Below are 24,676 nucleotides of genomic sequence, written 5' to 3' on the forward strand. Positions count from 1 at the left end.
GGCACCCCTGCCGGACACGTGCCCGGCAGCGGGTGTGACACCACCGGCATGTCAATTACAGTTGACCCATGGACGCCGAACAGCTGACCGCGCTCGCCCGCACCACCGGAGCCGACGACCCGCTGGTGGGTCTGGACGCCACCGTCCGGCTGCGCAGGGAGATGGAACGGGTCGAGGCCGTCCTCGTCCGCCGCGCCCGCAACCGGGGCTCCACCTGGGCCGAGATCGCCGAGGTGCTCGGCGTGTCCAAGCAGGCCATCCACAAGAAGTACGGCGGCCGGGGGCTCTTCGGCGCGCAGAAGTAGGAGCGCGCCACCGGTCCGGAGCCGGACCGGCCCCGCCGGCCGGTTCAGCGCCACCGGTCAGCGCGATGCCACCGGTCAGCGCAGCGCCGCCGCGAACCGCTCCATCCGGTCACCGAAGCCCTCCGCGCCGCCGAACCACACCGCCACCGCGTCCGCCCCGGCGGCGGTCAGCTCCCGGAACAGCCCGACGGCGCGTTCGAACTCCTCCTCACCCCCGGGCCAGGCGATCCGCGTGCTCGCGCGCACCGGCCGCGGAGTCAGTTCCCGCAGCCGGTTCCGGGCCTCCACGAACCCCGCCGCGTCCAGCCCCACGCCCTGCCACGCGTCGGCCCACTCGGCGGCCCGCCGCAGCGCCCGGTCGGACGTGCCGCCCACCATCACGGGCACACGGCGCGTCGGACGGGGCGCGAACACCCCGCGCTCATAGGAGTGGAATCGTCCCTCGAACGGCCCCTCGCCCTCGAACAGGTGCCGCAGCAGCCGCAGCGCCTCGTCCGTCCGGGCGCCCCGCGTGGCGAAGTCCGACCCCACGGCCTCGAACTCCTCGCGCGACCAGCCGGTTCCCACACCCAGGACGAAGCGCCCCCCGGACAGGGCGTCCAGGGTCGCCACCTGCTTCGCCAGGACGAACGGGTCGCGCATCGGCGCCACCAGCACCGACGTGCCCAGCCGGATCCGCCGGGTCCGGGCCGCCAGGTGGGCCAGGGTCACCAGAGGCTCGTACACGCCGCCGAACGTCCGGCCGTACGGGGCGGGCGGCAGCAGGTGGTCCGGCAGCCACACCGCGTCCACGCCCAGCTCCTCGGCGCGAACGCCCAGTTCGACGAGGGTTCCCGGGGACATCTCCGCGGACTCGTCGGGCAGGACCACCTGGAGGGGGGTTCCCGTGATCGGTTCGGTCAGCTCGCTCATGGAACGACGGTAGACCGTGCCACCGGTGTGAGGGCCAAGGACGGGTCAGGCACCCCCGCGCCCTCCTCTCCGGAACGCCTACCGGGGCGAGGGCAGGGACACCTCCACGAACACCGCCCTGTGGTCGGTGCCGGTCACCTCCACGACCTCCAGGCGGTCGACGCCCATCCGGGGGTGCACCAGGACGTGGTCGATGGCGACGCCCGGGACGGCGCGCCCCACCGGCCAGGTGGGCTCCAGCCCCTCGCCCAGGACCGCTGCCGAACTCAGGTACCCGGCGTCCAGGACCTCGCGCATCGCCGCGTGGTCGAGCGTGGCGTTGAAGTCCCCGGCCAGGACCCGCATCCTGTCCGGGTCGCCCGCCTCGGCCAGGCCCTCCAGCTCCCCGTGCCAGGAGCCGGTGTGCGCGGGGGTCAGCGGGGGCGGGACGTGCACCGACGTCACCTCCAGGACGTCCTTCTCCCCGTCCCCGTCGCCGTCCTCGGGCAGCCTCACGACGGCGGTCGGCATCGCGAAGGCGTCGTGGCCCGCCTCCCCGCCGCCGGTGTCGGTGAGGGGGAAGGCCGAGTGGATGGTGCTTCCGTGCGCGCCCCTGGGGTCGGAGCGGTCGACCGCGTGCGGCAGGAGGCCGTCCAGTCCGGCGGCGGACAGCTCGCGCACCAGGTCGGGGGTGACCTCCTGGAGGGTGAGCACGTCCACCTCCCGGTCGCGCACCAGCGACACCACCTCCGCCACGTCGGCGCCGCCGCCGAGCATGTTCAGGGTCATGACCCGCACGGCCGGACCGCCCGCCGAGGTCACGCCGAACGGTACCGCGCGGGGCACGACCACGGCGGCCAGCGCCAGCGTCACCGCGGTCAGGACCGCCATGGACATCCAGCGCCGCAGCAGTCCGGCCACCGCCGCCGCCAGCGGTGCGGCGGCCAGCACGTAGGGGGTGAAGGCCAGGGCGGGCACCAGGGGCCACCCCCGTTCCAGGCCGAGGACCCGCAGCAGGGCGAACACCGCGAGCCCCGCGGCGGCCAGCGCGACCACGACGGTGACCGCGGAGGAGCGGCGCCGGGCCATGGAGGCCCCGCCGTCCGCCGGTTCCGTGCCGCTTCCCTGCACCCGCATCCGTTCCATCGCAGTCCTCCCCCCTCAGCAGGCGCGGGCGGCCGACACCAGGTGCCGGTACACCTCCTCCAGACGCGGGTTGTCCGCGACCCCCGGACGCCGCACCAGGTACAGCGTGGTGACCGGCGGCTCCTCCGGGTCCAGCAGCGCCACCAGACGCCCCCCGGCCAGCGCCTCCCGGCACAGGTGGCGGGGCAGCACCGTCACCCCCGCCCCCGCGGTGACGGCCGACATCACCCCGCGCAGGTCGGGCACGGTGACCGCGGGGGCACACGTCAGCCGCACCCCGAACACGTGCCGCCAGTAGCGGCGCAGGCCCGGCAGTTCGTCGTCGTAGGCCACCAGCGGGACCGCGCACAGCGCGGAGGCGCCCTGGCGGCGAAGCCGGTCGCGGCCGATCCGGTCCGCCCAGGACGGCGACGCCACCAGCACGGACTCCTCGTCCACGAGGGGTTCGGCGACCAGGGTCCGCCCGCGCGGGCGGACCGCGGACACCACCAGATCGTGCCTGTCCCGGCGCAGCTCCTCCAGCAGTTCCTCAGCCGGACCGGTGCGCACGCGCAGCCGTACACCGTCCTCCACCAGGGGCGCGAGCGCGGGCAGCACCAGCGCGTGCAGCGCCTCGGCGGGACCCGCCACGCGCAGCGGCGCGGGCGACGCGGACGCGCCGCCCCCGTCGCGCCCGGCCACCACCTCCAGCGCGTCCAGGGGCTCGGCCACGCGCGCGACCAGGTCGTTGGCCTCGGCTGTCGGGGCCACCCCGCGGGGCAGCCGCTCGAAGAGGGGGTGTCCGAGCCGTCGTTCCAGGGAACGGATCTGGGTGGTGACCGTGGGCTGCGACAGCCGCAGCAGCTGCGCGGCGGCGGTGAAGGACCCCGACCGGTGCACCGCCAGGAAGGTCCTCAACTGCTGGAGATCGAGCGGTCCGCCGGACCGCGGGTCGGCCGCCGTGCCCGAACCATTGACATTCCTATAGCTCACTTCGCCGATTTTATTGGTGGGTGAATAGCTGCTCGGACTAGTGTCTGTTCGGTCCGCGGGTCACCGCGTCAACACCCAGCGAAGTCACGGAGGTCGCGTCATGTCCGTCACCAGCAGGGAGGTCCACTTGGTGGCCCGTCCCGTCGGCGAGCCCGAGCCCACCGACTTCTCCCTCGTGGAGACCACCGTCGCCGACCCCGGTCCCGGGCAGGTCCTGGTACGCAACGACTGGATGTCCGTGGACCCGTACATGCGGGGCCGCATGAACGACGTCAAGTCCTACGTCCCCCCGTTCCGGCTCGGTGAGCCGATGGACGGGGGCGCGGTGGGCGTGGTCACCGCCTCGGGCAGCGACGACGTCCCCGTGGGCACGACCGTCCTGCACGCGGCCGGATGGCGCGAGTACGCGCTGCTGCCCGCGGAGTCCGTGCGCGCGGTGGACGCCTCGCTGGCGCCCGTCGAGGCCTACCTCGGCGTACTGGGCATGGTCGGCCTCACCGCCTACGCGGGCCTGACCGAGGTCGCCCCGGTGCGCGAGGGCGACGTGGTGTTCGTCTCCGGAGCCGCGGGAGCGGTCGGATCCGCCGCCGGCCAGATCGCCCGCCAGCTGGGCGCCTCCCGGGTGGTCGGGTCCGCGGGCGGCCCGGAGAAGAAGCGCCGCCTCCTGGAGGACTTCGGCTTCGACGCCGCCATCGACTACCGCGAGGGCCGTCTGGAGGAGCAGCTCGCCGAGGCCGCTCCCGAGGGGATCGACGTCTACTTCGACAACGTCGGCGGCGACCACCTGAGGGCCGCCATCGCCGCGATGCGCAACCACGGCCGGATCGCCCTGTGCGGCGCGATCTCCCAGTACAACGCCACCGAGCCCGCGCCCGGTCCCGACAACCTCTTCCTGGCCGTCGGCAAGCGCCTCACCCTGCGCGGGTTCATCGCCGGAGACCACGGCCACCTGATGAAGGAGTACGCCGAGCGCGCCTCCGAGTGGATCGTCGACGGCAGGCTGCGCAGCGAGCAGACCGTCGTCGACGGCATCGACAACGCCGTGCGGGCCTTCCTCGGCATGATGCGGGGCGCCAACACCGGCAAGATGCTGGTCCACCTCACACCCTGAACCACTTGCCTGGAGTGCACTCCAGGTCGTCACCATGGGGGAGCACCCCCACGAACACCGACGAGTCCGCCACGACGGAAGGGCGCTCATGCAGCACGTCACGCTGAACAACGGCCTCACCATGCCCCAACTCGGGTTCGGCGTCTGGCAGGTCCCCGACGACGAGGCCCAGGCCGCCGTCGCGACCGCCCTGGAGACCGGGTACCGCAGCATCGACACGGCCAGGATCTACGACAACGAGCGGGGCACGGGCCGGGCCCTGGCCGAGTCGGGCCTCGCCCGCGAGGAGCTGTTCGTCACCACCAAGCTGTGGAACGACGAGCAGGGCTACGACAGCGCGCTCAAGGCCTTCGACGCCAGCCTGGACCGCCTCGGCCTGGACTACGTCGACCTGTACCTGATCCACTGGCCCTGCCCCAGGCAGGACGCCTACGTCGAGTCCTGGAAGGCGCTGGAGCGCATCCACTCCGAGGGCCGCGCCAGGTCCATCGGCGTGTCCAACTTCACCGAGCAGACCCTGGACCGCCTGGTCGCGGAGACCGAGGTCGTCCCGGTCCTCAACCAGATCGAGCTGCACCCCCACTTCTCGCAGGAGGCCATGCGGGCCGTCAACGCCCGCCACGGCCTCCTCACCGAGGCCTGGAGCCCGCTGGGCCAGGGCAAGGGGCTGCTGGAGGACCCGGAGCTGGCCGCCCTCGGCGAGAAGCACGGCAGGTCCGCGGCGCAGATCGTGCTGCGCTGGCACCTCCAGCTGGGCAACGTCGTGATCCCCAAGTCCGTGACCCCGTCCCGGATCCGGGAGAACTTCGACGTGTTCGGCTTCGAGCTGTCCGCCGAGGACATGGACCGGGTCTCGGCGCTCGACCGGGGCGGCCGGATCGGCTCGGACCCCGCCACGGTCGGCTGACCGCCGTGTTCCCGGGCCGGACGCCGGCCCGGGAACACCCCGCGGGGGCGGAGGACCGGGGCCTGGCGGTGCCGGGAACAGGCGGACGAACACCCTCACACCAGGGCGAAGAACTCAACAGAGGACACCTCGTGTCGGGCACGGATCTCTTTCGCGTGTCTGTTCGGACACTCCCGGCGCCCCCGAGTGGCGTGGTGCCGAACGGAGGCGTACAGTCCTCTCTTGGCGCGCCGACAAGCAAGGACGGCGTCCAGTCTCCTCTTAGGCGAAGCAGATCATGACCGTCGTCCCGCACCGCACCGCACGCGTCTACCGCTCCGACAACGCCGAGCGCTCCGTGCACGCGTGGTGCCACAAAGCCCTGAGCCAGTGGCCCGAACTCGGACCCCTCCCGCCCGTGGAGACCCGTCTGGGCAGTACGCAGGCCTTCCGCTCCGCGGGCGGCCCCGGAACCCCGGTGCTGGTGCTCTCGGGCACCAACTTCAACGCGGCCGCCACGGTGCCCGCGGCCCGGGCGCTGTCCGCGGACCGGCCGGTACTGCTGGTCGACCTGCCCGGACAGCCGGGCCTGAGCTGTAGCCAGAGGGTCGGCGGAGCCAGGGTCGAGACCTACGGCGCGTGGCTCGACGAGCTCCTGCCCCAGATCACCGACCGGCCCGTCCTCGTGCTGGGGCACTCGCGCGGCGCCGCCATCGCGCTCGCCTCCACGCCCTCCCCGCTGGTCGCCGGGATCCTGCTGCTCAACCCGGCCGGACTGACCGCGGCCGGGGTCAGCTCCGAGTCGATGCGCGCCACCCTGCCGTGGATGATCCACCCCAACGAGCAGACCAGCGGACGCCTGGTGGAGTTCCTCAGCGGCCCCGCCACCGAGTGCGAGAAGCACCGGGCCGAGGCCGAGTGGCTGACCCTGGTGGCCCGGTACTGCCGCGCGGGGTCCACTCCCAGCCCGTTGCCGGCGGAGCACTTCCGCGCCTGGTCCGGCACCCCGGTCGCCGTCGCGACCGGATCGCACGACCCCTTCTTCTCGCCCGCGCGCCTGCACGGACCGGCCCGCCGGTTCCTGGACGCCGACGTCCACACCATCGAGGGCGCGGGGCACCTGTCGCTGTACGAGCAGCCGGAGCGGGTGCGCGAACTGCTGGACGAACTCGACGCCTGACCTCTGCCGGAGCTCCCCCGCCGCGCGGGGACGGAGCCCGTCGGGAGGGCCCGCCCTCCTCGCCCCAGCGCCCCGACCCCCGCGCGGGGGTCGGCGGAGCACGGTGCGACGCGTGGCCGCGTGCGCCGTCCGTCCTTTCCGGGCGGACTCCCGGTCCTCCTCCCCGCGGTTCCGGGGAACGGTGACGAGGCGGGACGTACCCGCGCGAAAGGGTGCGTAGTGTACACAACCCTGCAAGAACATGCCCTATGTGGATTTTGGCATATTTAAACAGCGAGTTTTCGGTGTGCTGCTAATGGTGGCGGGTAAGGACGTTCCCGACTCTCCTCAAAAGGAAGGATAAACAGGGAACCCCGCCCCAAGGACGTATCCTTGCCCGAGGTCGGTGCGGGCTGACGGGCCCTTGTCCCTCGACGAACGTCCCCGAAACACCAGAAAGCAATCGGCATGTTCGAAAAGCTGGCGCAAAAGCTGGGGCTCGAGACGAACCCGGCGATCTTCTTCGTGTCCGCCGCGTTGACCATCGTTTTCGTGGTGTGCGCGATCTTCTTCACCGACACGGTGGACGCCGTCTTCGGAGCCACCTCCGGCTGGATACTCACCAACCTCGGATGGCTCTACATCCTCGGTGTGACCAGCTTCCTCATCTTCCTGATCTGGATCGCGTTCAGCAGGTTCGGGCGTGTGCGCCTGGGACCGCCGGAGAGCACACCCGACTACAGCAACTCCGTCTGGTTCGCCATGCTGTTCGCCGCCGGTATCGGCAGCATCCTGATGTTCTGGGGCGTGGCCGAGCCCATCAGCCACTACGCCGAGCCGCCGCGTTCGGGCGTCGATCCGCAGACCATCGAGGCGGCCGAGGAGGCGATGGGCTTCACGCTCTACCACTTCGGCCTGCACACCTGGACGATCTTCTGCCTGCCCGGGCTCGCCTTCGCCTACTTCGTGTACCGCAAGGGCCTGCCCTTCCGGGTCAGTTCGATCTTCCACCCCTTCCTCGGGGACCGGATCAGCGGCCCCATCGGGCGGACCATCGACATCATCGCGGTCCTGGGCACGCTGTTCGGCGTCGCCGTCACCATCGGCCTGGGCACGCTCCAGATCAACAGCGGCCTCAACACCCTGTTCGGCCTGGAGGAGAGCCGTGTCAGCCAGCTGATCCTCATCGCGATCGTCACGACCATCGCCGTGATCTCCGTGGCCACCGGTCTCGACGTCGGCATCAAGTGGCTGTCCACGATCAACATCTACATGGCCGTGGCGCTGCTGGTCTTCGTCTTCCTGACGGGGTCGACGCTGTTCCTGGCCAAGGGGATCATCGAGACCACGGGCGTCTACCTGGAGATGCTGGTCCCGCTGTCGTTCTGGAACGACACCTTCGCCAACACCGGGTGGCAGGGCTCCTGGACCGTCTTCTACTGGGCGTGGACCATCACCTGGTCGCCGTTCGTCGGCATCTTCATCGCCCGTATCTCCAGGGGCCGCACCATCCGGGAGTTCATCCTCGGCGTGCTGGCCGCGCCCACCGCGTTCAGCGTCGTGTGGTTCAGCGTGTTCGGGCTGTCGTCCTTCAACATCGAGCGCGACCAGGGCGGCGGACTGGTGGACGAGGTGGTCACGCAGGAGGACATCCCGGGCTCCCTCTTCGCCTTCCTGGAGCACTTCCCGCTGACCATGTTCGTGTCGGTGGTGGCCATCCTCATCGTCATCATCTTCTTCACCACCTCCTCGGACTCGGCCTCCCTCGTGGTGGACATGCTCTGCTCCGGCAAGAGCGGCAACCCCACCCGGCAGCGGGTGTTCTGGGGGATCACCGAGGGGGTGGTCGCCGCGACCGTGCTCACCGCCTCCGGTGTGGGCGGCCTGGACGCCCTGCAGCAGACGATCATCGTGTTCGGGCTGCCCTTCTTCGTGATCGGCTTCTTCATGATGGTGGGGCTCGTGCGCTCACTGCACGCCGAGTTCGCGGAAGGGTCGGGTCTGCAACGCGAACGCAGGGCGCCCCTCGCCACCAGGGCGCGCAGGATCCGGCAGCGGAACAGGCGCCTGGGCGAGGCCGGGGCCCGAGCCGGGGAGCGCAGCGGGGAGCACGGCCACGGCAACGGTGACGGCGGACCCCGGTAGGGGCGCGGTGCCGTCATGGGCCCCGGCCGCTCCGGCCGGGGCCCTCACACGGGCCAGAAGAATGAGTTGACCCCGGCGCACAGCCGCAGCCGCTCGGGGTCGACGTCCTCCCGCCCGTAGGCGTCCAGGAAGCGTTCGACGTCCCGCGGCCCGAACTGCGGGTTCATCGGGCTGAGCAGGCTGCCCACCATGTCGGCCAGGTCCGCGTGCGGGTCCCCCAGCCCGGCCCGGCCCAGGTCCACCAGGGCCCAGCCGTCCCCGGCGGGCGGGGAGGCGTCCGGGCGGGCGGGGTCCCGGTCCCCGCGTGCGGACCGGTGCGCGCGCTCCGCCCCGCCGCGTACGGAGCCGGTGTCGAGCAGAACGTTGGGCAGGCAGTAGTCGCCGTGGACCAGCGCGGTCCGGCCGGGACCCAGGGCGCGCGCCAGTCCGGTCAGCTCGGAGAGCACCTCGTCGGCGGGCGGCCCCTCCTTGCCCGCGGCGGCCCAGGAGCGTTCCACCAGCCCGGAGGCGACCCGCTCACGTGCCCGTTCGAGCTGGGCGGGCAGCGTCATGTCGAAGGGACACCCCGCGGCCGGAGCGGTGTGCAGCGCGCGGGCGGCCCGGGCGAGCAGGTCGAGCACCCGTGGCCGGTCCCCGGCGGGCCAGGGCTCGTGGGCGGCGCGTCCGTCCAGGTGGCTCATGGTCAGCCAGCGCAGTCCCGCCCAGGAGCCGGAGCCCAGTACGTGCGGTACCGGCAGCCCCCGCCCGGCCAGCCAGCGCAGGCGCCGTTCCTGGCCCAGGAGTTCGTCCACCAGGTCGGCGCGGTCGGCGTCCGCGGACTTGAGCACCGCGAAGGGCCGGTCCCGGGCGTCGAACAGTCGGGCCACACGGGCTCCGGACAGCCCCACGTCGAGTTCCTCGACGCGGGCGGCTTCCACGGACGGAGGGATGCGCATGTCCCGCACCCTAGCCTTGGCGCCCGCCGGATTCCCATCGTTTTACGGCGCGTGCGGCACCAGCCGAACACGCCCCGACCCCTCTGCCCGCCCGGATCCCAGCGCTCCGCGGCGCCGTGTGCCGGCCGGTCCGGCCCGGAACCGCCTCCGGCGACGCGGCCCGACCGCGGGGCGTCCAGGCCGCCGCGTGCGCTAGCCGCCGGAGGAGGCGGGAGAACCCGACCCCTCCGGAGCGGCGGGGGACGGGTCGCGCGGGTCCAGGCCGAGGGCGGGCAGGATCACCTCGTCCACGATCCGTTCCACGTACTCCTGGCCGGGAGGTCCCTGGTGGTCCATGGCGTACTTGATGAGCATGGCCTCACCGATGTCGACGGTGACGGAGGTGACGCGTGAGGGGTCGATCCTGCCGTGGTCGGCGTAGTGCTGGAGGACGGTGCGGGTGAAGCGCCCGCCGCGGGAGTCGAAGACCTCCCGCACGAACCGGTCGTAGAGCTCGGGGTGGTGCCTGGCCTCGGCTACCACGGAGAACATCGCCTGCCCCAGGGAGCGGCTCATCGTGTCGCGCAGGAGCATGAGCGCCCCGACGAGGTCCCCGCGCAGGTCGTCGGCGCCCGGCGCGGGCTGCTCCTGCGGGTAGGTGTGGTACATCGCGTCCAGCAGGATGTCCCCCGGCGTGGGCCAGCGCCGGTACAGCGAGGTCTTGGCCGTGCCCGCGCGGCGGGCGACCCCCTCCATGGACAGGCGGGCGACGCCGACGTCCGCGGCCTCCAGGATGACCGCCTCGTGGATGGCGTCGAGCAGTTCCCGCCCGCGTCTGCGCGTGGCCCGGGGCGCCTCCTCCCGTGCGTCCCGCGCGGCCTCCCGCGCCTCGTCGTCAGCCCGCGGCCGCTCCCGGTCAACCATGCTCTTCCCAACTAAGCGACGATGCCGTATCTTAGGAAGGGAGTTGGATACGGGTCCGTATCCAATGCTGTTCCTTCCGCGTGAACGGAGTTCAGTATGTCTGTTCCCCCCTCCCCGCCGCCCCCGCCCGGGGGTGTGGCACTCGGCCGGCGCTCCCTGGCCCCCGACCTGGCGCGCGGGGTGATGCTGCTGGTCATCGCCGTCGTGCACGCGCACATCCTCTGGGCGATGGCCACCGCGGGACAGGGCTCCGCGCCGGGCGGCCTCCTCGACACCGCCTCCACCGCCCTGCTGATGCTGTTCGCCGAGGCGCGCGGGTACCCCATGTTCGCGGCGCTGTTCGGCTACGGTCTGGCCTGGATCCACCTGCGCCGCACCGCCGAGGGGCGTCCGGAGCCGTGGGTGCGCTCGCTGGTGCGCCGACGCGGCCGGTGGATGGTGCTGATCGGGTTCCTGCACACGCTCCTGCTCTTCTTCAGCGACATCGTCGCGGTCTACGGGCTCATCGCCCTGCTGTTCGCCGGTCTGCTGCACGCCGGCGACCGGCGCCTGCTCGCCCACGCCCTCGCCTGGGCCTCCCTGGGCTCACTGTTCTACGCGGTCATGAACAGCCTCCCCCTCTCCGACCCCGAGGCGGGCGGGGTGCTCACCCAGGACCCGCTGGCCGACATGGTCACACGCCTGTTCACCTGGCCGGTCATGACCCCGATGCTCGTGGCGTGTTCGGTGTTCCCCTTCCTCGTCGGAGTCTGGGCGGCCCGCCGCCGCGTCATGGAACAGCCCGAGCGCCACCTCGGACTGCTGCGCCGCGTCGCTCTCATCGGCATCCCTGTGGCCGTGGTCGGCGGGCTGCCGCAGGCCCTGGTGGCCACCCAGCTGTGGGCTCCCGAGTTCGTGCTCAAGGCCGGTGCGGGCTGGCTGCACGTTCTGTCCGGCTACGCGGGCGGCTTCGGCTACGCCGCGCTCATCGCGTTGGTCGCGGTCCGCCTCGGCACCCGCCGGGGACCCGTCGTGCGGGCCCTGGTCGCCACCGGCCAGCGCTCCTTGACCTGCTACCTGTTGCAGTCGGTGGGCTGGATGGTGCTGTTCGCGCCCTACGCCCTCGACCTGGCGCCACGGCTGTCCGGAACCGCCGCCGTCCTGGTCGGTGTCGCCGTCTGGTCGGCCACCGTGGTCCTGGCCGACCTCATGCACCGCGCGGGGATCCGGGGCCCGGCCGAGCGCCTCCTGCGTTGGGGGACGTACAGAACCGTCCGGGCGGAGCAGCCGGAGGCCGAACCGGCGCGGAGATGACCGTGCGCCCAAGCGCTCGACGGGATCCGCGCGGCCCGAAACGCGTGGCGCACACCCTGCGCGGCGGGGATTTCTGCTGGGCGCCGGTGCGGAGACGGTTGGGCGTTTCGGGAACGCTCGGCGGGGCCTGCGCGGCTGCGGCCTCCACCGGGTACCGGCACGAAGGTGACGGGGCGACCGGGAACGGTCGGCGTGGCCGCTGCCTCCGGTGGTCACCGGTGCGGGGCAAACCTCTTCGCGGGCGGACACGCCGTCCGCAATGATGGTCACCATGTCCACCTCCGCACATGACGACGCGACCTTCCTGTCCGCCACCGCCGACCGGCTCGCCGCCCTTCCGGCCGTCGAGGCGGTCACCCTCGGCGGCTCCCGGGCCCAGGGCACCCACCGCCCCGACAGCGACTGGGACCTGGCGGTCTACTACCGGGGCGACTTCGACCCGCAGACTCTGCGGGACCTCGGCTGGGAGGGGGAGGTGTCGGAGGTCGGCGGTTGGGGAGGCGGCGTCTTCAACGGCGGGGCGTGGCTGCGGATCGGCGGCCGGGCGGTGGACGTGCACTACCGCGACCTGGACGTGGTCGAGCACCAGCTCGCCGAGGCGCGGCAGGGGCGTTTCGGGGTGGAACCGCTCATGTTCCACCTGGCCGGTATCCCCACCTACCTGGTCGTCGCCGAACTCGCCATCGGCCGGGTCCTCGTAGGGGACCTGCCCCGGCCCGACTACCCCGAGGCGCTGCGCAGGAGCGCACCGCCCCTCTGGCGGGGCAGGGCCGCGGCCACCCTGTCCTACGCCCGGCACAACCACGCCCCGTACGGCCGGGTCGCCCAGACCGCGGGTCTGCTGTCCCAGGCCGCCGCGCAGGCCGCGCACGCGGTCCTGGCCGAACGCGGGGTCTGGGTCACCAACGACAAGGCACTGCTGTCCACGGCCGGTTTGGAGGAGATCGACTTCGTGATCGCCGGTATGACCGCCGACCCCCAGGACCTGAGCTCGGCGGTCGCCGAGGCCGGACGGATCCTCGCCACGGCCTGACCGGCGCGCCGCGGTGGGGCCCCGCGCCCCGGGCCCGTCCGGCTCCGGGCCGCGGGGCCGGGAGCGGTCCTACCAGGTCATGTTGACGACCCCGCTGAGCGTGGGATACCCCGCACGTTCGAAGGCCCGTGCCATGGGGACGTTGCCCAGGTCGGTGGCGGCGCGGATGCGGTCCACACCCTCCTGAGCCAGGACGCGGGTGCCCTCGGCGAGGATGTCGTCGATGTACCCGTTGCCGCGGTGCTCGGGCAGCACCGCGATGTAGCCGATGATCGGGTGGTAGTCGTTGCGCGCGGGCAGGACGAAGCCGACCGGCTCGCCGTCCGGCAGCGTCGCGATCCGCCACCAGGAGCGCGGCGTCGTATACCGGGCGAACTCCTCGTTCCAGCTGTCGGCGGCCACCTGCTCCGCCGTGGTGTGCGCGAGGTCGGCGCGGTCGTGGGCGTCCAGGGTCCCTTCCAGGGCCCGGACCATCAGACCGAGGATCTCCTCCTCGTCCCGGACCGGTCGGAACCGGAGGCGGTCGCCCGGTTCCGGCGTAGGGAGGTCGGGCGTCCACTCGAAACGCAGCCGCTCCACCAGGAGCGATCCGCCGGTGCGTTCGACGGCGGCCACGCGTTCCTGCACGGCGCGGCGCTTGTCGGCGTCCTCGCGCCAGTCGGCGGGGACGAAGCGCAGGTACTCGGGCGGGGTCCCGCCTTCGGGCAGGGTCGCCGCCGAGGCGGTGCGCAGCAGGTGTTCGAGGATCCCCGTGCGGTCGACGTCCCCGGCCGTGTCGTCCACGTCCAGGACGTCCAGCAGCAGGGGGGAGGTGTCACTGCTCCGGCACCACCAGGAAAGGCGGGCCAGGAGGCGGTCTCCGTCCAGGGCGACCCACATCCACGAGGGGCGTCGGCGCCCCTGGGCGAGGTCCTCGGCGAACTCGAAGTTCTGGGGGTAGGGGATCCGGTTGAAGAGGTCGAGCTCCTCAGGTCCGGTGATCGTACGGATGGTCAGGTCATGCACGGTCAAGGCGACACCTTCGGTGCGTGCGCCCGGCCGCTCCGGGGACTCAGCCGTCGAGGCTGCCCCGGGAGGGCGCGAGCGCGGTGGTTGCGGTGAACACGGCTCCGCCTCCTCTCGTCGTCGGGGCCCCGGGGCCGCTGTGGTCGGGGCCGCGACTGTTATAACCGTGTTCCGATCGACGGGGCAACCCCTTTTAACCGCGAGCCGCCCGGCTGTCCGGGCCGGGATCGCCGGGCCCCCGCGTCTCGGTGACCCTTCCGTGCTCCTTGGTCTCCACAGCTTCGCCTGTCTCGTGCGCCCCGCCGGCCATCCGTGTTCCGGCCGCCTGCTGAGCCCCGCCGGTGTTCTCCCGGGTGGTCTCCGCAGCCTCCACGGCCTCGTCGGTCTCCCGCGCGTCTCCGGCGCCCTCCTCGGCGCCGCCGCCCGAACCCGCCCGCCGGGACCGGCGCCAGGAACGGGTCACCGCCAGCGTCAGCGCCCCCGCCAACAGGCCCCAGAAGGCCGAGCCCACACCGAACAGGGTGAACCCCGACGCCGTCGCCAGGAAGGTCACCACCGCGGCCTCCCGGGAGCGCTCGTCCCCCAGCGCGGACGCCAGCGAGCCCCCGATCGTCCCGAGCAGGCCCAGCCCGGCGATCCCCAGGATCAGCGGCGGCGGCAGCGCGGCCAGCAGCGAAGCCACCGTCGCCCCGAAGACCCCCACGCACAGGTAGAAGACCCCCGCCCACACCCCGGCCAGGTAGCGGCGCTCGCGGTCGGGGTGCGCCTGCGGTCCCGTACAGATGGCCGCGGTGATCGCGGCCAGGTTCATCCCGAAGCACCCGAACGGCGCCAGCACCAGGTTGGTCGCCCCGGTCCACCCGATCACCGGCGAGATCGGCACCCGGTAGCCGTCGCCCCGCAGCACCGCCACACCCGGCAGGTTCTGCGAGGCCATGGTCACCACGAACAGCGGCAGCCCCACGCTCACCAGTACCTGCCAGGAGAACTCGGGCGCCACGAACACCGGCCGGGCCAACGAGGGGGACACTCCGCCCAGGTCCAGGGTCCCGCGCAGCGCAGCGGCGACCCCGCCCGCGACCAGGGACAGGATGACCGCGTAGCGCGGCAGCCACCGGCGGCACAGCAGGTACGCCGCGAACATGGCGAACACGACCGCGAAGTCGTCCTCCATGCTCGTGAACAGCCCCATGCCGAACTGGAGCAGCACCCCGGCCAGCAGCCCCGCCGCGAGCGGCACCGGCACGCGGTCCATGACCCTCTCGAACCACCCGGTGACGCCGCTCAGGGTGATCAGCGCGGCCGAGAACAGGAACGCCCCCACCGCCTGGGCCATCGTCACCCCGTCCAGCCCCACCGCCAGCAGCGCGGCGCCGGGCGTGGACCAGGCGGTCACCACCGGGGCCCGGTGGCGCAGGGACAGCCCCACACAGGTCACGGCCATGCCCACACCCAGGGCCAGCATCCACGAGGCGATCTGTCCGGAGGAGGCGCCCGCGGCCTCGGCGGCGGTGAACACGATCGCCGCCGAACTGGTCACCCCGACCAGCACGGCGACCAGACCGGCCGCCACGGCGGGCGCGGGGGCCACGAGGCCGACACGACGGACAAGGGTTCTCATGGTCCACCATCCTCGCGTGCCGCCGGACCCGCGCCGTCGCCCGGGGGAGGGAAAACCGCTGGACCCGGCCGCGGAGCCCGGGGGAGGATGCCGCCATGGGACGCGATTTCGACGAGCTCGTCGCCGAGGCCGACGCGGAGCCGACGCAGGGCTGGGACTTCTCCTGGTTGGAGGGCCGGGCCACGGAACAGCGCCCCTCCTGGGGCTACCAGCGCACCATGGCCGGGCACATGGCCCGCGCGAGCGCCGCGCTCGACATCCAGACCGGCGGCGGCGAGGTGCTGGCGGGGATCCCCGAACGCCCGCGCCTGACCGTGGCGACGGAGTCCTGGCCGCCCAACATCGCCAAGGCCACCCGGCTGCTCCACCCCCTGGGGGTGGCGGTGGTCGCCGACGGGGACGAGCCGCCGCTGCCCTTCGCGGACGGGGCCTTCGACCTGGTGGTCTCCCGCCACCCGGTGACCGTGTGGTGGGAGGAGATCGCCCGGGTCCTGGCGCCGGGCGGAACCTACCTGTCCCAGCAGGTGGGCCCGGAGAGCGTCTTCGAGGTGGTGGAGTTCTTCCTGGGACCGCGGCCCGAGGAGGCGCGTGCCTCCCGCCACCCGGACCGGGCGCGCGAGGGGGCGAGGGCGGCCGGGCTGGAGGTGGTCGATCTGCGCATGGAGCGGCTGCGCACGGAGTTCTTCGACGTCGGCGCGGTCGTGTACTTCCTGCGCAAGGTGATCTGGATGGTGCCCGGCTTCACCGTGGAGGCCTACCGGGACCGGCTCCGGGACATGCACGAGCACATCGAGCGCGAGGGGTCGTTCACGGCCACCACGACCCGCTTCCTCATCGAGGCCCGCAAACCCCGCTGACCCCTCCGGGCCGCGGGGCGCGGGCACCCCCCGGTGGTCAGGACTGGGCCGAGACCCGCTGGACGACCTCGAAGCCCCAGATCTCGCTGTCGGTCGCGGCCGGGCCGCCGTGCCCGTGACCGTGCCCGGCCGGCGCGCCCTCCTTCTGGGCGTCCGCGGCGGCCTGGGCGTGCCCCCGGCGGAAGGCCTGGCCGCTCACCCAGTTCTGGAAGTCCTCCTCGGACCGCCACCGGGTGTACACCAGGTACTTGTCGGTGCCCTCGACCGGGCGCAGCAGCTGGAACTCCTCGAACCCGGGCTGGTCCTCCACGAGCCCGGCGCGCTTGGCGAAACGCTCCTCCAGGGTCGCCCCCGCGCCCTCGGGGACGGTCAGGACGTTGAACTTGACGACGCTGCTCACACGGCACCTCTCTCGGTTGTCTGCGGTCCTTCCGCCCAACCTAGGACAACCTCCGCCGCCACCCGCGCCGCCCCGCCCCTTGCGCCGCACGCGCCCCTCTCCCCGGCGAGCCGCGCGTCCGCGCCCCGGCCGTTGGCAGGACCGCGGGAAGCGGCCGTCCCCGGCGGACGAGTGGAGGACGGCGGACGACCTCCACCCCTCCTAGGGTCGTGTCCATGACCGCGCTCGACCGCCGCGCCCTCAACCGGGCGACCCTGTCCCGCCAGCTGCTCCTCGGCCGGACCAGCGACCACACCGCCGCCGAGGTCGTCCACCGCCTCGTCGGCCTCCAGGCGCAGGACCCCGAACCGCCCTACGTCGGACTGTGGTCCCGTGTCCGGGGCTTTCGGATCGACGACCTGACCGGGCTCCTGCACAGCCGCGACGTCGTGCGCGCCACCCTCCTCCGGGGCACCCAGCACCTGGTCACCGCCGACGACTACCTGTGGCTGCGCCCGGTCCTGCACCCCATGCTGACCCGCTGGCAGAAGGGCGCCTTCGGCCGGGACCTGCCCGGTGTCGACCCCGCCGAGCTGGCCTCCGCCGCACGCGCGCTCCTCGTCGGCGGCGGACTCGCCCGCCCCGATCTGGGCCGGGCCCTGGCCGAGCGCTGGCCCGGACGCGCCCCCGTCGCCCTGGCCCGTTCCGTCCAGGGACTCCTGCCCGTGCTGCACCCGCCGCCCGACGGCACGTGGGGGCGGCGCGGCGCCACACCCTTCACCCTCGCCGAGGAGTGGCTGGGCGCGCCACTGGCCGCCGAGCCCTCCCCGGACACCCTCGTGCTGCGCTACCTCGCCGCGTTCGGCCCGGCCACCGCCAAGGACGTCCAGGCCTGGAGCGGGATGACCCGCATGCGCGCGGTCGTGGAGGGCCTGCGGCCGCGGCTGCGGGTCCTGCGCGACGAGGACGGCCGCGAACTGTTCGACCTGCCCGACGCGCCCCGGCCGGACCCCGAGACGCCCGCGCCGGTCCGCTTCCTCGCGCTGCTCGACAACGTGCTCGTGTCCCACGACGACCGCTCCCGCGTCGTCGACGACCACCGGCGCCCCCACCTCGTGGTCGAGCCGCCGCTGACCGTGGACGGCTTCGTGCACGGGCTGTGGCGGATCGAGCGGTCCCGGCGCGGCGGCCCCGCCGTACTGGACGTGCGGCTGTTCGCACCGCTCACCCCGGCCCAGGAGGAGGCGGTCACCGAGGAGGGCGCACGGCTGCTGCGCTTCGCGGCGGCCGACGCCGAGGGCCACGACCTCCGCCTGCGCCCCCTGGAACCGTGATCCGGCCGGAACTCCGGGCCGCAGCCGCCCGACGCCGCTGAGGGACCCGTCGTCTCTCCGGTGGGCGCTGCGGTCCCCGACGGACCTCCGGGCCTCAGCCGAACACGACCCGGCCGGTCTCGTCCACGCGCCAGCCCGGGTTGTGCGCGATCTCCCACACCACGCCGTTGGGGTCCTCCACGTGGGCGTGGAAGACCCCGCCGAACTCACCCCGCTGCGGGGCCTTGAGCACCCTCGCGCCCGCCCGTGCCATGGTCTCCACGGTCCACTCGACCTCCTCGGGGCCGTCGACGTTGTGCGACAGCGTCAGCCCCGACACCCCGGTCGTGCCGGGCGGCCGCCCCAGGTCGCGGTCGAACTTCCCGGCGTCGAACAGGCCCAGGACCTGTCCCGGCGCGACCTGGAAGAAGACGATCTCCCCGGGAACGTCCGCGAGCGGCTCCCAACCGAGCCCGTCCCGGTAGAACGCGCGGGCGGCGTCCAGGTCGGCTGTGGCGAGAGTGATGAAGTGAACCTGCTGTCTCACGGCGGCTCCGTCGCTGTGCCCGCCCCGGAAAGGGCCCGGGGCGACCGGTGTTCTGCGGTCGGGACAACCTACCCGGGACCGAGGACGCGCCCCCGGAACCTCTCCGGCGCGGCGGGTCCGCGTGTGCCCGAGCCGTGGGGCACAGAGCGCGCCCGAGGCTACAGCCCGTGCCTGCGGGCGACCATGCGCAGGATGAGCGAGCGCGGGAACAGCCGCCGCAGCGCGAAGACCACCGGTGCGTTGCTGCCCACCGCGTAGAACGGCCGGGGCGGGTTTGCCTCGACGGCGCGCACGATCGTCCGGGCCACCGCCCCCGCCGTGATCCCCGACGCCTCGTTGGCGTTGAGGGCCCTGAGCATGGTGCGGTACTCGGCCGCGAACGGCGACCCCTCCCGCAGGTACTGGGTCCGCCGCTCGCTGATGCCTGTGTTGATCGACCCCGGCTCGACCGTGGCCACCCCCACCCCGTACGGGGACACCTCGCGGCGCAGCGCGTTCGCGAACCCCTTGAGCGCGGCCTTGGACGCCACGTAGGAGGACCGGTAGGCCAGGGGGAAGCTCGCCAGCATCGAGCCCACCATCACCACGCGCCCGTACCCGCGGGCGCGCATCCCCGGCAGCAGCAGCTGGGTGAGCCGCACCGCGCCGAACACGTTGATCCGGAACAGCCGCTCCACCACCTCCGGCGGCAGCTCCTCGAAGGGCCCGCTCTGGCTCTCCCCGGCGTTGTTGACCAGTACGTCCACATCACCCGCCGCGGCCGCGCACGCCTCGACCGACGCCGCGTCGGCCAGGTCCAGTGCCAGGTACTCCACGCCCGGCACCGGCTCGGCCACCGCACCGGGGTCGCGGCTGGTCCCGTACACGCGGTAGCCGCGGCGGACGAGCTCGGCGGCCACGGCGGCGCCGATCCCCGACGACGCGCCCGTGACGAGCGCGGTCCGCGGGACGGTGGGACTGTTCATGGCGGTCCTTCCGGAGGGAGGCTGAGGGGGCGGGGAGGACGCGCTCGCGCCGCGCGTGGAAGCGATGATCGCACGCCCTCGCGCGCCGGACGCACCTCGCCCCGGAAAGCCCGCGGCCGCCCGCGAACCGCTCCGTTCAGTCCCAGCGGTGCGGGTCGAACAGGTCCACGGCCAGGTCCGTGCGCCCGTGCTGGGCGAGGTCGGCCAGGGCCTCCCCGACCGCGGAGGCGAACTTGTAGCCGTGTCCCGAGAATCCCCCCGCCAGCACCAGACCGGGCAGCTCGCGGCGCCGCCCGATGACGAAGTGCTCGTCCGGGGTCATCGTGTACATGCACGACGCCATGCGCTCGGGGAGCGGGGCCACCCCGCGCAGCCCCGCGGCCAGCCGTCCGAGCCGCCGCGCGTCGGCGGAGTCGGGCTCCCGCGGTCCCGCGTCGGGGTCGACCGGCTCGCCCCACTGGGCGCCCTCGCCCCTGTTCCCCGGGGCCTCGGCGTGCACGCCGATCTTGACGGTCCGGCCGCCGTCCATGCTGGGGAACCCGTACCACGTGCAGTCGTCCCCGTCCCGGGCGAACACCGGCCCGTGCGCGTGCGGGGACGGGTCACGCGTGGTGCGGAACCAGCCCAGTACCCGCCGCTCGACCCGCAGGCCGCCGCCCAGCTCCGCCACCTCGGGCACCAGCCGCGGCAGCCAGGACCCGGCGGTGACGACCACCCGGCGGGCCCGGACCACGGTGTCCCCGACCACCACTCCGGGGCGGTCCGGGTCGGGGACGACGCGGGTCGCCCGGGCGCCGGTGAGCACCCGCGCGCCCGCCTCCCGCGCGAGCCGCACGGCCGCCGTGATCGCGGCCTCGGGCAGGACCACGCCGGCGTCCTCCTCGAAGACGCCCACCTCGCCCGGGCGCAGCACGTGCTGGGGGAAGCGCTCGGCGACCTGGTCGCGGGAGAGCACCTGATGGGGGAGGCCGTGGTGTTCGGCGGCGGCGATCGACCCGGTCACGGCGGGGCTGTCCGGCGCGCCGAGCATCAGGGCGCCGGTGCGCACCACGAGCCGGGTCCCGGAGGCCTCCTCCAGTTCCGACCACGCGCGCCAGGCCGACCGCACGAACGGCACGTAGGCGGCGCCCTCCATGTAGGCGGTGCGGATGATGCGGGACTCGCCGTGGCTGGAGCCCCGGTCGTGTCCGGGTGTGAACTGCTCGATCCCGATCGCGTCCACACCGCGCCGGGCCAGGCGCCACAGGGCCTGCGCCCCCATGGCACCCAGTCCGACCACGGCGGTGTCGGTCTCCAGCGGTGCCGCCACGCGCTTCCCCCCATGATCGTGTCCGGGACCCTGCTCTCCGGAGCCCCAGGCCATGATCCCAGGGCCCGCACATGGCGGGCGCCCGCCCACCCCCAGGGGTGGACGGGCGCCCCGTCTCGGAAGGGAGCCGAGATCTGGGAGGTGTGGTTGTTACTGGATGGGCGGGTAGGCGTTGGCCAGCAGCTCCTGGAACTGCGCGGAGAACCAGTGCCCCGAGATCGGCGCGTCGGGCAGCGCGCCGCTCATGTTGTAGTTGTTGCGCGGGTTGCCCTCATAGGTCGGGTCGCACATCCGGTCGAAGCCCTTGCCCTCGGGGTTGTCGATGAACCGGCTCGACCCGTCGGACTCACCCGGCGGCTTCATCCACACGTAGGCGTCGATACCCGGCTCCGGCTCGGTCTGGGGACGCTCACCCAGCCCCGCACCGGACTGGTTGCACCAGTTCCCGGACTGGAGGCGGCGGTCGTAGCGGCCCCCGTCCACGTAGGCGTTCACGTCCGTGGACGGCCCCGGCCCGTCCGGGCGGTCCGGGCCACCCCACCCGTTACGGGAGGTGTCGATGAGCATGCCGATGCCGGAGTCGAAGCCCTGGCCCACCAGCTCCTCACGCAGCGCCTGGGCGTAGGACAGCTCGTCGGTGAACTGGTTCCAGTCCACCCAGTCCGACTGGCGCACCGGCGTACCGGCGATGGTCTCGCCGATGGCGAAGTTGTCCTCCACCAGCGCCGAGTAGTTCGCGGTGTTGGCGATGAACCCGTGCACGTCGGCCGGGGTGGCGCCGGCGGCGTTGGCCGCCTCGTAGAACAGCGCCGCCGAGGCGGTGAAGTTGTCCTCCCAGCCGATCCAGCCGTGGTGTCCGGCGTCCACGTAGTTGTAGACGTTGTCGACATCGCCCAGGGTGGCCAGGGCGTAGCCCACACCCTCGACGTAGTTGCCGTTGGCCAGCATCTCGTCGCAGTTCTCGGTCGCGGTCTCGCGGGGGGAGACGTTGGTGACCAGGTTGGGCAGCGAGTCGATCTCGACCGTGGTCACGATCCGCAGCTCGGTGTCCTCGTAGTCGGCGAGGATGTCGGCGATGGGGTCGATGTACTCGTTCTTGTACCGGTCGATCTCGTCGGGGCCGAGTTCGCCGTTGGAGGCCAGCGCGGCGCAGTCGCGGCCGGGCAGGTTGTAGATGACCACCTGGAACACCAGGGGTTCACCCGCGGCCTGCTCCAGGGCCTCGTCCAGGTGGTCGCGCAGGCCCATGCTGCCGGTGGTGGGGCTGTCGTTGCCCTCGATGGCGCTGATGCGGTCCAGCCACACCCCGGTGGGCTCGTCGGCGACCGCGTCACCGCCGGGCTCGGCGGCGGCGTTGGCCGACCAGATCGGGTTCACGTAGACGTCGGCGCCCACGTAGGGGTTGTCCACCCGCTCGCCCGTGCCGGGCTCCGGGTCCGGATCGGGATCGGGGTCCGGGTCGGGGTCCGGGTCGGGTCCGGGGTCGACCAGGCCCTCGCAGGCCACACCGTTGAGTTCGAAGGCCGTGGGTGCCGCGTTGCTTCCGGTGTAGCTTCCCTGGAAGCCGAAGGTGGCGGTGCCGTCGGTGGAGAGTGAGGCGTTGTGCGCGGCGTTGGTGACCGAGACGCTCTGTCCGCTCTGGGAGACGGTGCCGTTCCAGGAGTTGGTGATCTGCTGGTTTCCGGCGAAGTCCCATTCAAGGGTCCAGCCGTTGACCGCGTCGCCGAGGTTGGTGATCTCCACGCTCGCGGTGAAGCCGGAGCCCCAGTCGTTGAGTTGGTAGTCGACCTCGCAACCGGCCGCGGCGCTGGCGGGTACGGAGGAGGCGACCGCCAGGGTGCTGCCGAGCACCAGGGCGGAGGTCGCGGCCAGGCCGCGTCGTGTCCACGAACGTAGGTTCGTGGCACGGGGGGGTGTGCTCATCTCTTCTTTCCTTATGGAAGCGAGTTGCCAGAAGGAGCCTTCGGGAGTGCCGGGTCGGGGAGTTCGTGCCCGGCAGACGGGGGATGCGGGAATTCCCTGCGTTTATGGAGGTGAGCGTGGCATTCGCGTGCCTTAGATCCGGGGTAAAGCTGAGCGAAAAGGGACCGGAAGGGTGGGAGCGCTCCCAGTCGGGGTGAGCGGGGGTGTAGGGGGATGGATGTGAACAGTGTGTGCGAAGGCGTCACCGGTTTCCGTGGCTGAGGGTTACGGATCCGGAACGCTTTCCTGAACGGTAGCCCGACAATGGTGATATGTAAACACCATATGACCGGAGTATTTCTGGTACGCGGTTCACGGAAGGGAAATACGCAGGTAGTGACCTGCTTCACAACCGGTCAGTAATAACCAGCGGTCGCCAGGCGGTCACGGCGAGCAGACCCACCGCGGCGGCCGCGACCCAGAACGGGACCAGCAGCCCCGCGTACTCGGCGAGGAGGCCGCCCACCACCGCGCCGAGGGCGGCTCCGCCCAGGTCGGCCAGCCGGTACACGCCTCCCACCCGGCCCAGCAGCCGGTCGGGGGTGAGCCGCTGGCGCACCGTCGTGGCGGCCGTGCCCCACACCACCGTGTGCACCCCGAAGAGCACCATGACCGCGCCCGCCACCAGGCCGTTCGAGGTCAGCGTCAGGAGCAGGTAGGTCGCCGCCTCCACCACCAGGCCCCACCGCAGCAGGAACGCCCGCCCCAGACGGGCCTCCAGCCACCCGTACGCCTGTGACCCCAGGACGCCGCCCACCGCGCCCGCGGCGACGAACAGACCGAATCCGGTCTCGGACAGCCCCAGGTGCTCGCGGGCGTAGAGCACCCAGACCGCGAACGCGCCCACCCCGGCCAGGTTCATCACCAGGATGCAGCCGCACGGTGTGCGCAGGCCCGGCGCGCCCCACACGAAGGCCAGCCCCCGGGCGACATCGGCGCGCAGCGTCGTCCGCGGCTCCGCCGGTCCGGGCCGCTCGGGCGGGTCCGGCCGCACCGACCGGATCCGCAGCACGAGCAGCACCGACACCAGGTAGGCCAGCGCGTCGAACCCGAACGGCAGCGCCGCCAGCGCCGCGAACATCAGCGCGCCCAGGGGAGGGCCCGCCAGCTGGTTGTTGAGCGAGAAGGTCAGCGCCAGCCGGGCGTTGGCCCGGCCCAGCGCGTCGCGGTGGACCACCGACGGCAGCAGTGAGCCGTACGCGGTGTCGGCCAGCGTCTCGCCCGCGCCCAGCACGAACACCGCAGCGTGGACCGGCCACAGGGCGGTGCCGTCGGACAGGACCACGCCAGTGAGCAGCGCCAGGACCGTGCCGCGGGCCAGGTTGGCCGCGGCGAGCACGGCGCGCCGCGGCAGGCGGTCGACGAGCGCGCCCGAGGTCAGGGAGAACAGCAGGTGGGGCAGCATCTGGAGCGCCGCCGCGGTGGAGACCGCCAGCGGAGAGGGGGAGAGGGAGGCGACCAGGAGCGGGCCCGCGGCGACCAGGGCCCCGTCGCCGAGGTTGGTCAGGGCCGAGGCGCCCCACAGGCGGGCGAAGTCGGGGCCGAGGGGTGCGCGGGAAGGACGTGCGCCACGGGCGCGACGGAACAGGGACACGGCAGGACTCCCGGGAGGGCATGGCGAAAGCGCCGATCGGCGCGGGGACGAGAGGGCCGGAGGCCGTCCGTCCCGCCTCGGCGGGAGTGGGTCGTGGACCCGGTGGCGCCGGGGAGGCGGCGCCCGGTGCCGTCACCGCTTTCGGCGCTGTCCGCGCTCTCCCCGGAACCGCGTCACCTGGGGTGCGGTTCCCGTGCCGGAGCGGGGCGGCCGGTCGGCGGGCGACGGTGGTGCGCGTGGGTGTTCCTCCTGAAGGGCGACCGGGGGCGCCGGGGGCGGTGGCCGCCGCCGTGAAGGGCGCGCCAGGGATTTTCCCCGCGCTCTGTTTCGACTCGGCTCCGAGGG

At 73.0% G+C, this 24,676-nt stretch carries 22 protein-coding genes; 9 read left to right on the forward strand and 13 right to left on the reverse strand.

Features of this window, described 5'->3' with window-relative positions:
• Positions 1–68 precede the first annotated feature (68 nt).
• The gene (locus HGB44_RS04620; protein WP_061082061.1) at positions 69–305 is read left to right on the forward strand and encodes a hypothetical protein; all 237 of its coding nucleotides are present in this window, start codon (positions 69–71) and stop codon (positions 303–305) included.
• A 75-nt stretch (positions 306–380) separates the two neighbouring features.
• On the opposite strand, the gene HGB44_RS04625 is transcribed toward HGB44_RS04620, so the two are convergent.
• The 3 genes from HGB44_RS04625 to HGB44_RS04635 form a co-directional block, all read right to left on the reverse strand.
• The gene (locus HGB44_RS04625; protein ID WP_061082062.1) at positions 381–1,217 is read right to left on the reverse strand and encodes a TIGR03619 family F420-dependent LLM class oxidoreductase; all 837 of its coding nucleotides are present in this window, start codon (positions 1,215–1,217) and stop codon (positions 381–383) included.
• A gap of 78 nt (positions 1,218–1,295) precedes the next feature.
• Positions 1,296–2,342 carry an endonuclease/exonuclease/phosphatase family protein gene (locus HGB44_RS04630; RefSeq protein ID WP_061082063.1) on the reverse strand — a complete coding sequence of 349 codons (1,047 nt, stop codon included), beginning with the start codon at positions 2,340–2,342 and terminating at the stop codon, positions 1,296–1,298.
• Between the two features lie 15 nt (positions 2,343–2,357).
• Complete coding sequence (locus HGB44_RS04635; RefSeq protein ID WP_269458481.1) at positions 2,358–3,314, reverse strand: LysR family transcriptional regulator; 957 nt, start codon at positions 3,312–3,314, stop codon at positions 2,358–2,360.
• A 100-nt stretch (positions 3,315–3,414) separates the two neighbouring features.
• Here HGB44_RS04635 and HGB44_RS04640 point away from each other — a divergent pair, with 100 nt between their 5' ends.
• The 4 genes from HGB44_RS04640 to HGB44_RS04655 all read left to right on the forward strand — a co-directional run bounded on the left by HGB44_RS04640 (position 3,415) and on the right by HGB44_RS04655 (position 8,615).
• The gene (locus HGB44_RS04640; protein WP_061082065.1) at positions 3,415–4,425 is read left to right on the forward strand and encodes an NADP-dependent oxidoreductase; all 1,011 of its coding nucleotides are present in this window, start codon (positions 3,415–3,417) and stop codon (positions 4,423–4,425) included.
• Between the two features lie 88 nt (positions 4,426–4,513).
• Positions 4,514–5,332, forward strand: a complete 819-nt coding sequence (locus HGB44_RS04645) for an aldo/keto reductase (protein WP_061082066.1) — start codon at positions 4,514–4,516, stop codon at positions 5,330–5,332.
• A 277-nt stretch (positions 5,333–5,609) separates the two neighbouring features.
• Positions 5,610–6,491, forward strand: coding sequence for an alpha/beta fold hydrolase (locus HGB44_RS04650; RefSeq protein WP_061082067.1), 882 nt, complete (start codon positions 5,610–5,612; stop codon positions 6,489–6,491).
• 447 nt (positions 6,492–6,938) lie between these two features.
• Positions 6,939–8,615: a BCCT family transporter gene (locus HGB44_RS04655; RefSeq protein WP_061082068.1), complete on the forward strand. Its 1,677-nt coding sequence runs from the start codon at positions 6,939–6,941 to the stop codon at positions 8,613–8,615.
• 44 nt (positions 8,616–8,659) lie between these two features.
• On the opposite strand, the gene HGB44_RS04660 is transcribed toward HGB44_RS04655, so the two are convergent.
• Both HGB44_RS04660 and HGB44_RS04665 read right to left on the reverse strand, forming a co-directional pair.
• Complete coding sequence (locus HGB44_RS04660; RefSeq protein WP_061082069.1) at positions 8,660–9,550, reverse strand: aminoglycoside 3'-phosphotransferase; 891 nt, start codon at positions 9,548–9,550, stop codon at positions 8,660–8,662.
• 192 nt (positions 9,551–9,742) lie between these two features.
• Complete coding sequence (locus tag HGB44_RS04665; RefSeq protein WP_061082070.1) at positions 9,743–10,453, reverse strand: TetR/AcrR family transcriptional regulator; 711 nt, start codon at positions 10,451–10,453, stop codon at positions 9,743–9,745.
• Between the two features lie 96 nt (positions 10,454–10,549).
• On the opposite strand from HGB44_RS04665, the gene HGB44_RS04670 reads away from it, so the two are divergent.
• Both HGB44_RS04670 and HGB44_RS04675 read left to right on the forward strand, forming a co-directional pair.
• A complete protein-coding gene (locus tag HGB44_RS04670) occupies positions 10,550–11,746 on the forward strand; it encodes a DUF418 domain-containing protein (protein ID WP_061082071.1) in 1,197 nt (398 codons plus the stop codon).
• Positions 11,747–12,005: 259 nt separating this feature from the next.
• A complete protein-coding gene (locus HGB44_RS04675; protein WP_061082072.1) occupies positions 12,006–12,779 on the forward strand; it encodes a nucleotidyltransferase domain-containing protein in 774 nt (257 codons plus the stop codon).
• Positions 12,780–12,848: 69 nt separating this feature from the next.
• On the opposite strand, the gene HGB44_RS04680 is transcribed toward HGB44_RS04675, so the two are convergent.
• Positions 12,849–13,790 (reverse strand): GNAT family N-acetyltransferase, encoded by a 942-nt coding sequence (locus HGB44_RS04680; RefSeq protein ID WP_061082073.1) that lies wholly within the window; start codon positions 13,788–13,790, stop codon positions 12,849–12,851.
• A gap of 187 nt (positions 13,791–13,977) precedes the next feature.
• The gene (locus tag HGB44_RS04685) at positions 13,978–15,405 is read right to left on the reverse strand and encodes a benzoate/H(+) symporter BenE family transporter (protein WP_061082074.1); all 1,428 of its coding nucleotides are present in this window, start codon (positions 15,403–15,405) and stop codon (positions 13,978–13,980) included.
• A 95-nt stretch (positions 15,406–15,500) separates the two neighbouring features.
• Between HGB44_RS04685 and HGB44_RS04690 the strand changes: the two genes are divergently transcribed.
• The gene (locus tag HGB44_RS04690) at positions 15,501–16,262 is read left to right on the forward strand and encodes a class I SAM-dependent methyltransferase (RefSeq protein ID WP_061082075.1); all 762 of its coding nucleotides are present in this window, start codon (positions 15,501–15,503) and stop codon (positions 16,260–16,262) included.
• Positions 16,263–16,299: 37 nt separating this feature from the next.
• Here HGB44_RS04690 and HGB44_RS04695 read toward each other — a convergent pair whose 3' ends face one another.
• Entirely contained in the window at positions 16,300–16,662 is a 363-nt protein-coding gene (locus tag HGB44_RS04695; protein WP_061082076.1) for an antibiotic biosynthesis monooxygenase family protein, read from the reverse strand.
• 215 nt (positions 16,663–16,877) lie between these two features.
• On the opposite strand from HGB44_RS04695, the gene HGB44_RS04700 reads away from it, so the two are divergent.
• Positions 16,878–17,975: a winged helix DNA-binding domain-containing protein gene (locus HGB44_RS04700; RefSeq protein WP_061082094.1), complete on the forward strand. Its 1,098-nt coding sequence runs from the start codon at positions 16,878–16,880 to the stop codon at positions 17,973–17,975.
• Between the two features lie 94 nt (positions 17,976–18,069).
• On the opposite strand, the gene HGB44_RS04705 is transcribed toward HGB44_RS04700, so the two are convergent.
• From HGB44_RS04705 to HGB44_RS04725, 5 genes are all read right to left on the reverse strand, one after another.
• Entirely contained in the window at positions 18,070–18,501 is a 432-nt protein-coding gene (locus HGB44_RS04705; protein ID WP_061082077.1) for a VOC family protein, read from the reverse strand.
• Positions 18,502–18,659: 158 nt separating this feature from the next.
• Entirely contained in the window at positions 18,660–19,466 is an 807-nt protein-coding gene (locus tag HGB44_RS04710) for an SDR family oxidoreductase (RefSeq protein WP_061082078.1), read from the reverse strand.
• A 136-nt stretch (positions 19,467–19,602) separates the two neighbouring features.
• A complete protein-coding gene (gene solA / locus HGB44_RS04715) occupies positions 19,603–20,775 on the reverse strand; it encodes an N-methyl-L-tryptophan oxidase (RefSeq protein WP_061082079.1) in 1,173 nt (390 codons plus the stop codon).
• A gap of 150 nt (positions 20,776–20,925) precedes the next feature.
• On the reverse strand, positions 20,926–22,698 hold the full coding sequence (locus HGB44_RS04720) for a glycoside hydrolase family 6 protein (protein WP_061082080.1): 1,773 nt from the start codon (positions 22,696–22,698) through the stop codon (positions 20,926–20,928).
• A gap of 385 nt (positions 22,699–23,083) precedes the next feature.
• On the reverse strand, positions 23,084–24,331 hold the full coding sequence (locus HGB44_RS04725; protein ID WP_210751153.1) for an MFS transporter: 1,248 nt from the start codon (positions 24,329–24,331) through the stop codon (positions 23,084–23,086).
• Between the last annotated feature and the right edge of the window lie 345 nt (positions 24,332–24,676).

The organism is Nocardiopsis alborubida (assembly GCF_012396365.1).
In the GTDB taxonomy this organism is placed as follows: domain Bacteria; phylum Actinomycetota; class Actinomycetes; order Streptosporangiales; family Streptosporangiaceae; genus Nocardiopsis; species Nocardiopsis alborubida.

What these genes read in the sequence shown, in the direction of transcription:
- HGB44_RS04620 (WP_061082061.1), top strand. Translation starts at nt 69, where the DNA reads ATGGACGCCGAACAGCTGACCGCGCTCGCCCGCACCACCGGAGCCGAC.
- HGB44_RS04625 (WP_061082062.1), bottom strand. Translation starts at nt 1,217, where the DNA reads ATGAGCGAGCTGACCGAACCGATCACGGGAACCCCCCTCCAGGTGGTC.
- HGB44_RS04630 (WP_061082063.1), bottom strand. Translation starts at nt 2,342, where the DNA reads ATGGAACGGATGCGGGTGCAGGGAAGCGGCACGGAACCGGCGGACGGC.
- HGB44_RS04640 (WP_061082065.1), top strand. Translation starts at nt 3,415, where the DNA reads ATGTCCGTCACCAGCAGGGAGGTCCACTTGGTGGCCCGTCCCGTCGGC.
- HGB44_RS04645 (WP_061082066.1), top strand. Translation starts at nt 4,514, where the DNA reads ATGCAGCACGTCACGCTGAACAACGGCCTCACCATGCCCCAACTCGGG.
- HGB44_RS04650 (WP_061082067.1), top strand. Translation starts at nt 5,610, where the DNA reads ATGACCGTCGTCCCGCACCGCACCGCACGCGTCTACCGCTCCGACAAC.
- HGB44_RS04655 (WP_061082068.1), top strand. Translation starts at nt 6,939, where the DNA reads ATGTTCGAAAAGCTGGCGCAAAAGCTGGGGCTCGAGACGAACCCGGCG.
- HGB44_RS04660 (WP_061082069.1), bottom strand. Translation starts at nt 9,550, where the DNA reads ATGCGCATCCCTCCGTCCGTGGAAGCCGCCCGCGTCGAGGAACTCGAC.
- HGB44_RS04665 (WP_061082070.1), bottom strand. Translation starts at nt 10,453, where the DNA reads ATGGTTGACCGGGAGCGGCCGCGGGCTGACGACGAGGCGCGGGAGGCC.
- HGB44_RS04670 (WP_061082071.1), top strand. Translation starts at nt 10,550, where the DNA reads ATGTCTGTTCCCCCCTCCCCGCCGCCCCCGCCCGGGGGTGTGGCACTC.
- HGB44_RS04675 (WP_061082072.1), top strand. Translation starts at nt 12,006, where the DNA reads ATGATGGTCACCATGTCCACCTCCGCACATGACGACGCGACCTTCCTG.
- HGB44_RS04685 (WP_061082074.1), bottom strand. Translation starts at nt 15,405, where the DNA reads ATGAGAACCCTTGTCCGTCGTGTCGGCCTCGTGGCCCCCGCGCCCGCC.
- HGB44_RS04690 (WP_061082075.1), top strand. Translation starts at nt 15,501, where the DNA reads ATGGGACGCGATTTCGACGAGCTCGTCGCCGAGGCCGACGCGGAGCCG.
- HGB44_RS04700 (WP_061082094.1), top strand. Translation starts at nt 16,878, where the DNA reads ATGACCGCGCTCGACCGCCGCGCCCTCAACCGGGCGACCCTGTCCCGC.
- HGB44_RS04710 (WP_061082078.1), bottom strand. Translation starts at nt 19,466, where the DNA reads ATGAACAGTCCCACCGTCCCGCGGACCGCGCTCGTCACGGGCGCGTCG.
- HGB44_RS04720 (WP_061082080.1), bottom strand. Translation starts at nt 22,698, where the DNA reads ATGAGCACACCCCCCCGTGCCACGAACCTACGTTCGTGGACACGACGC.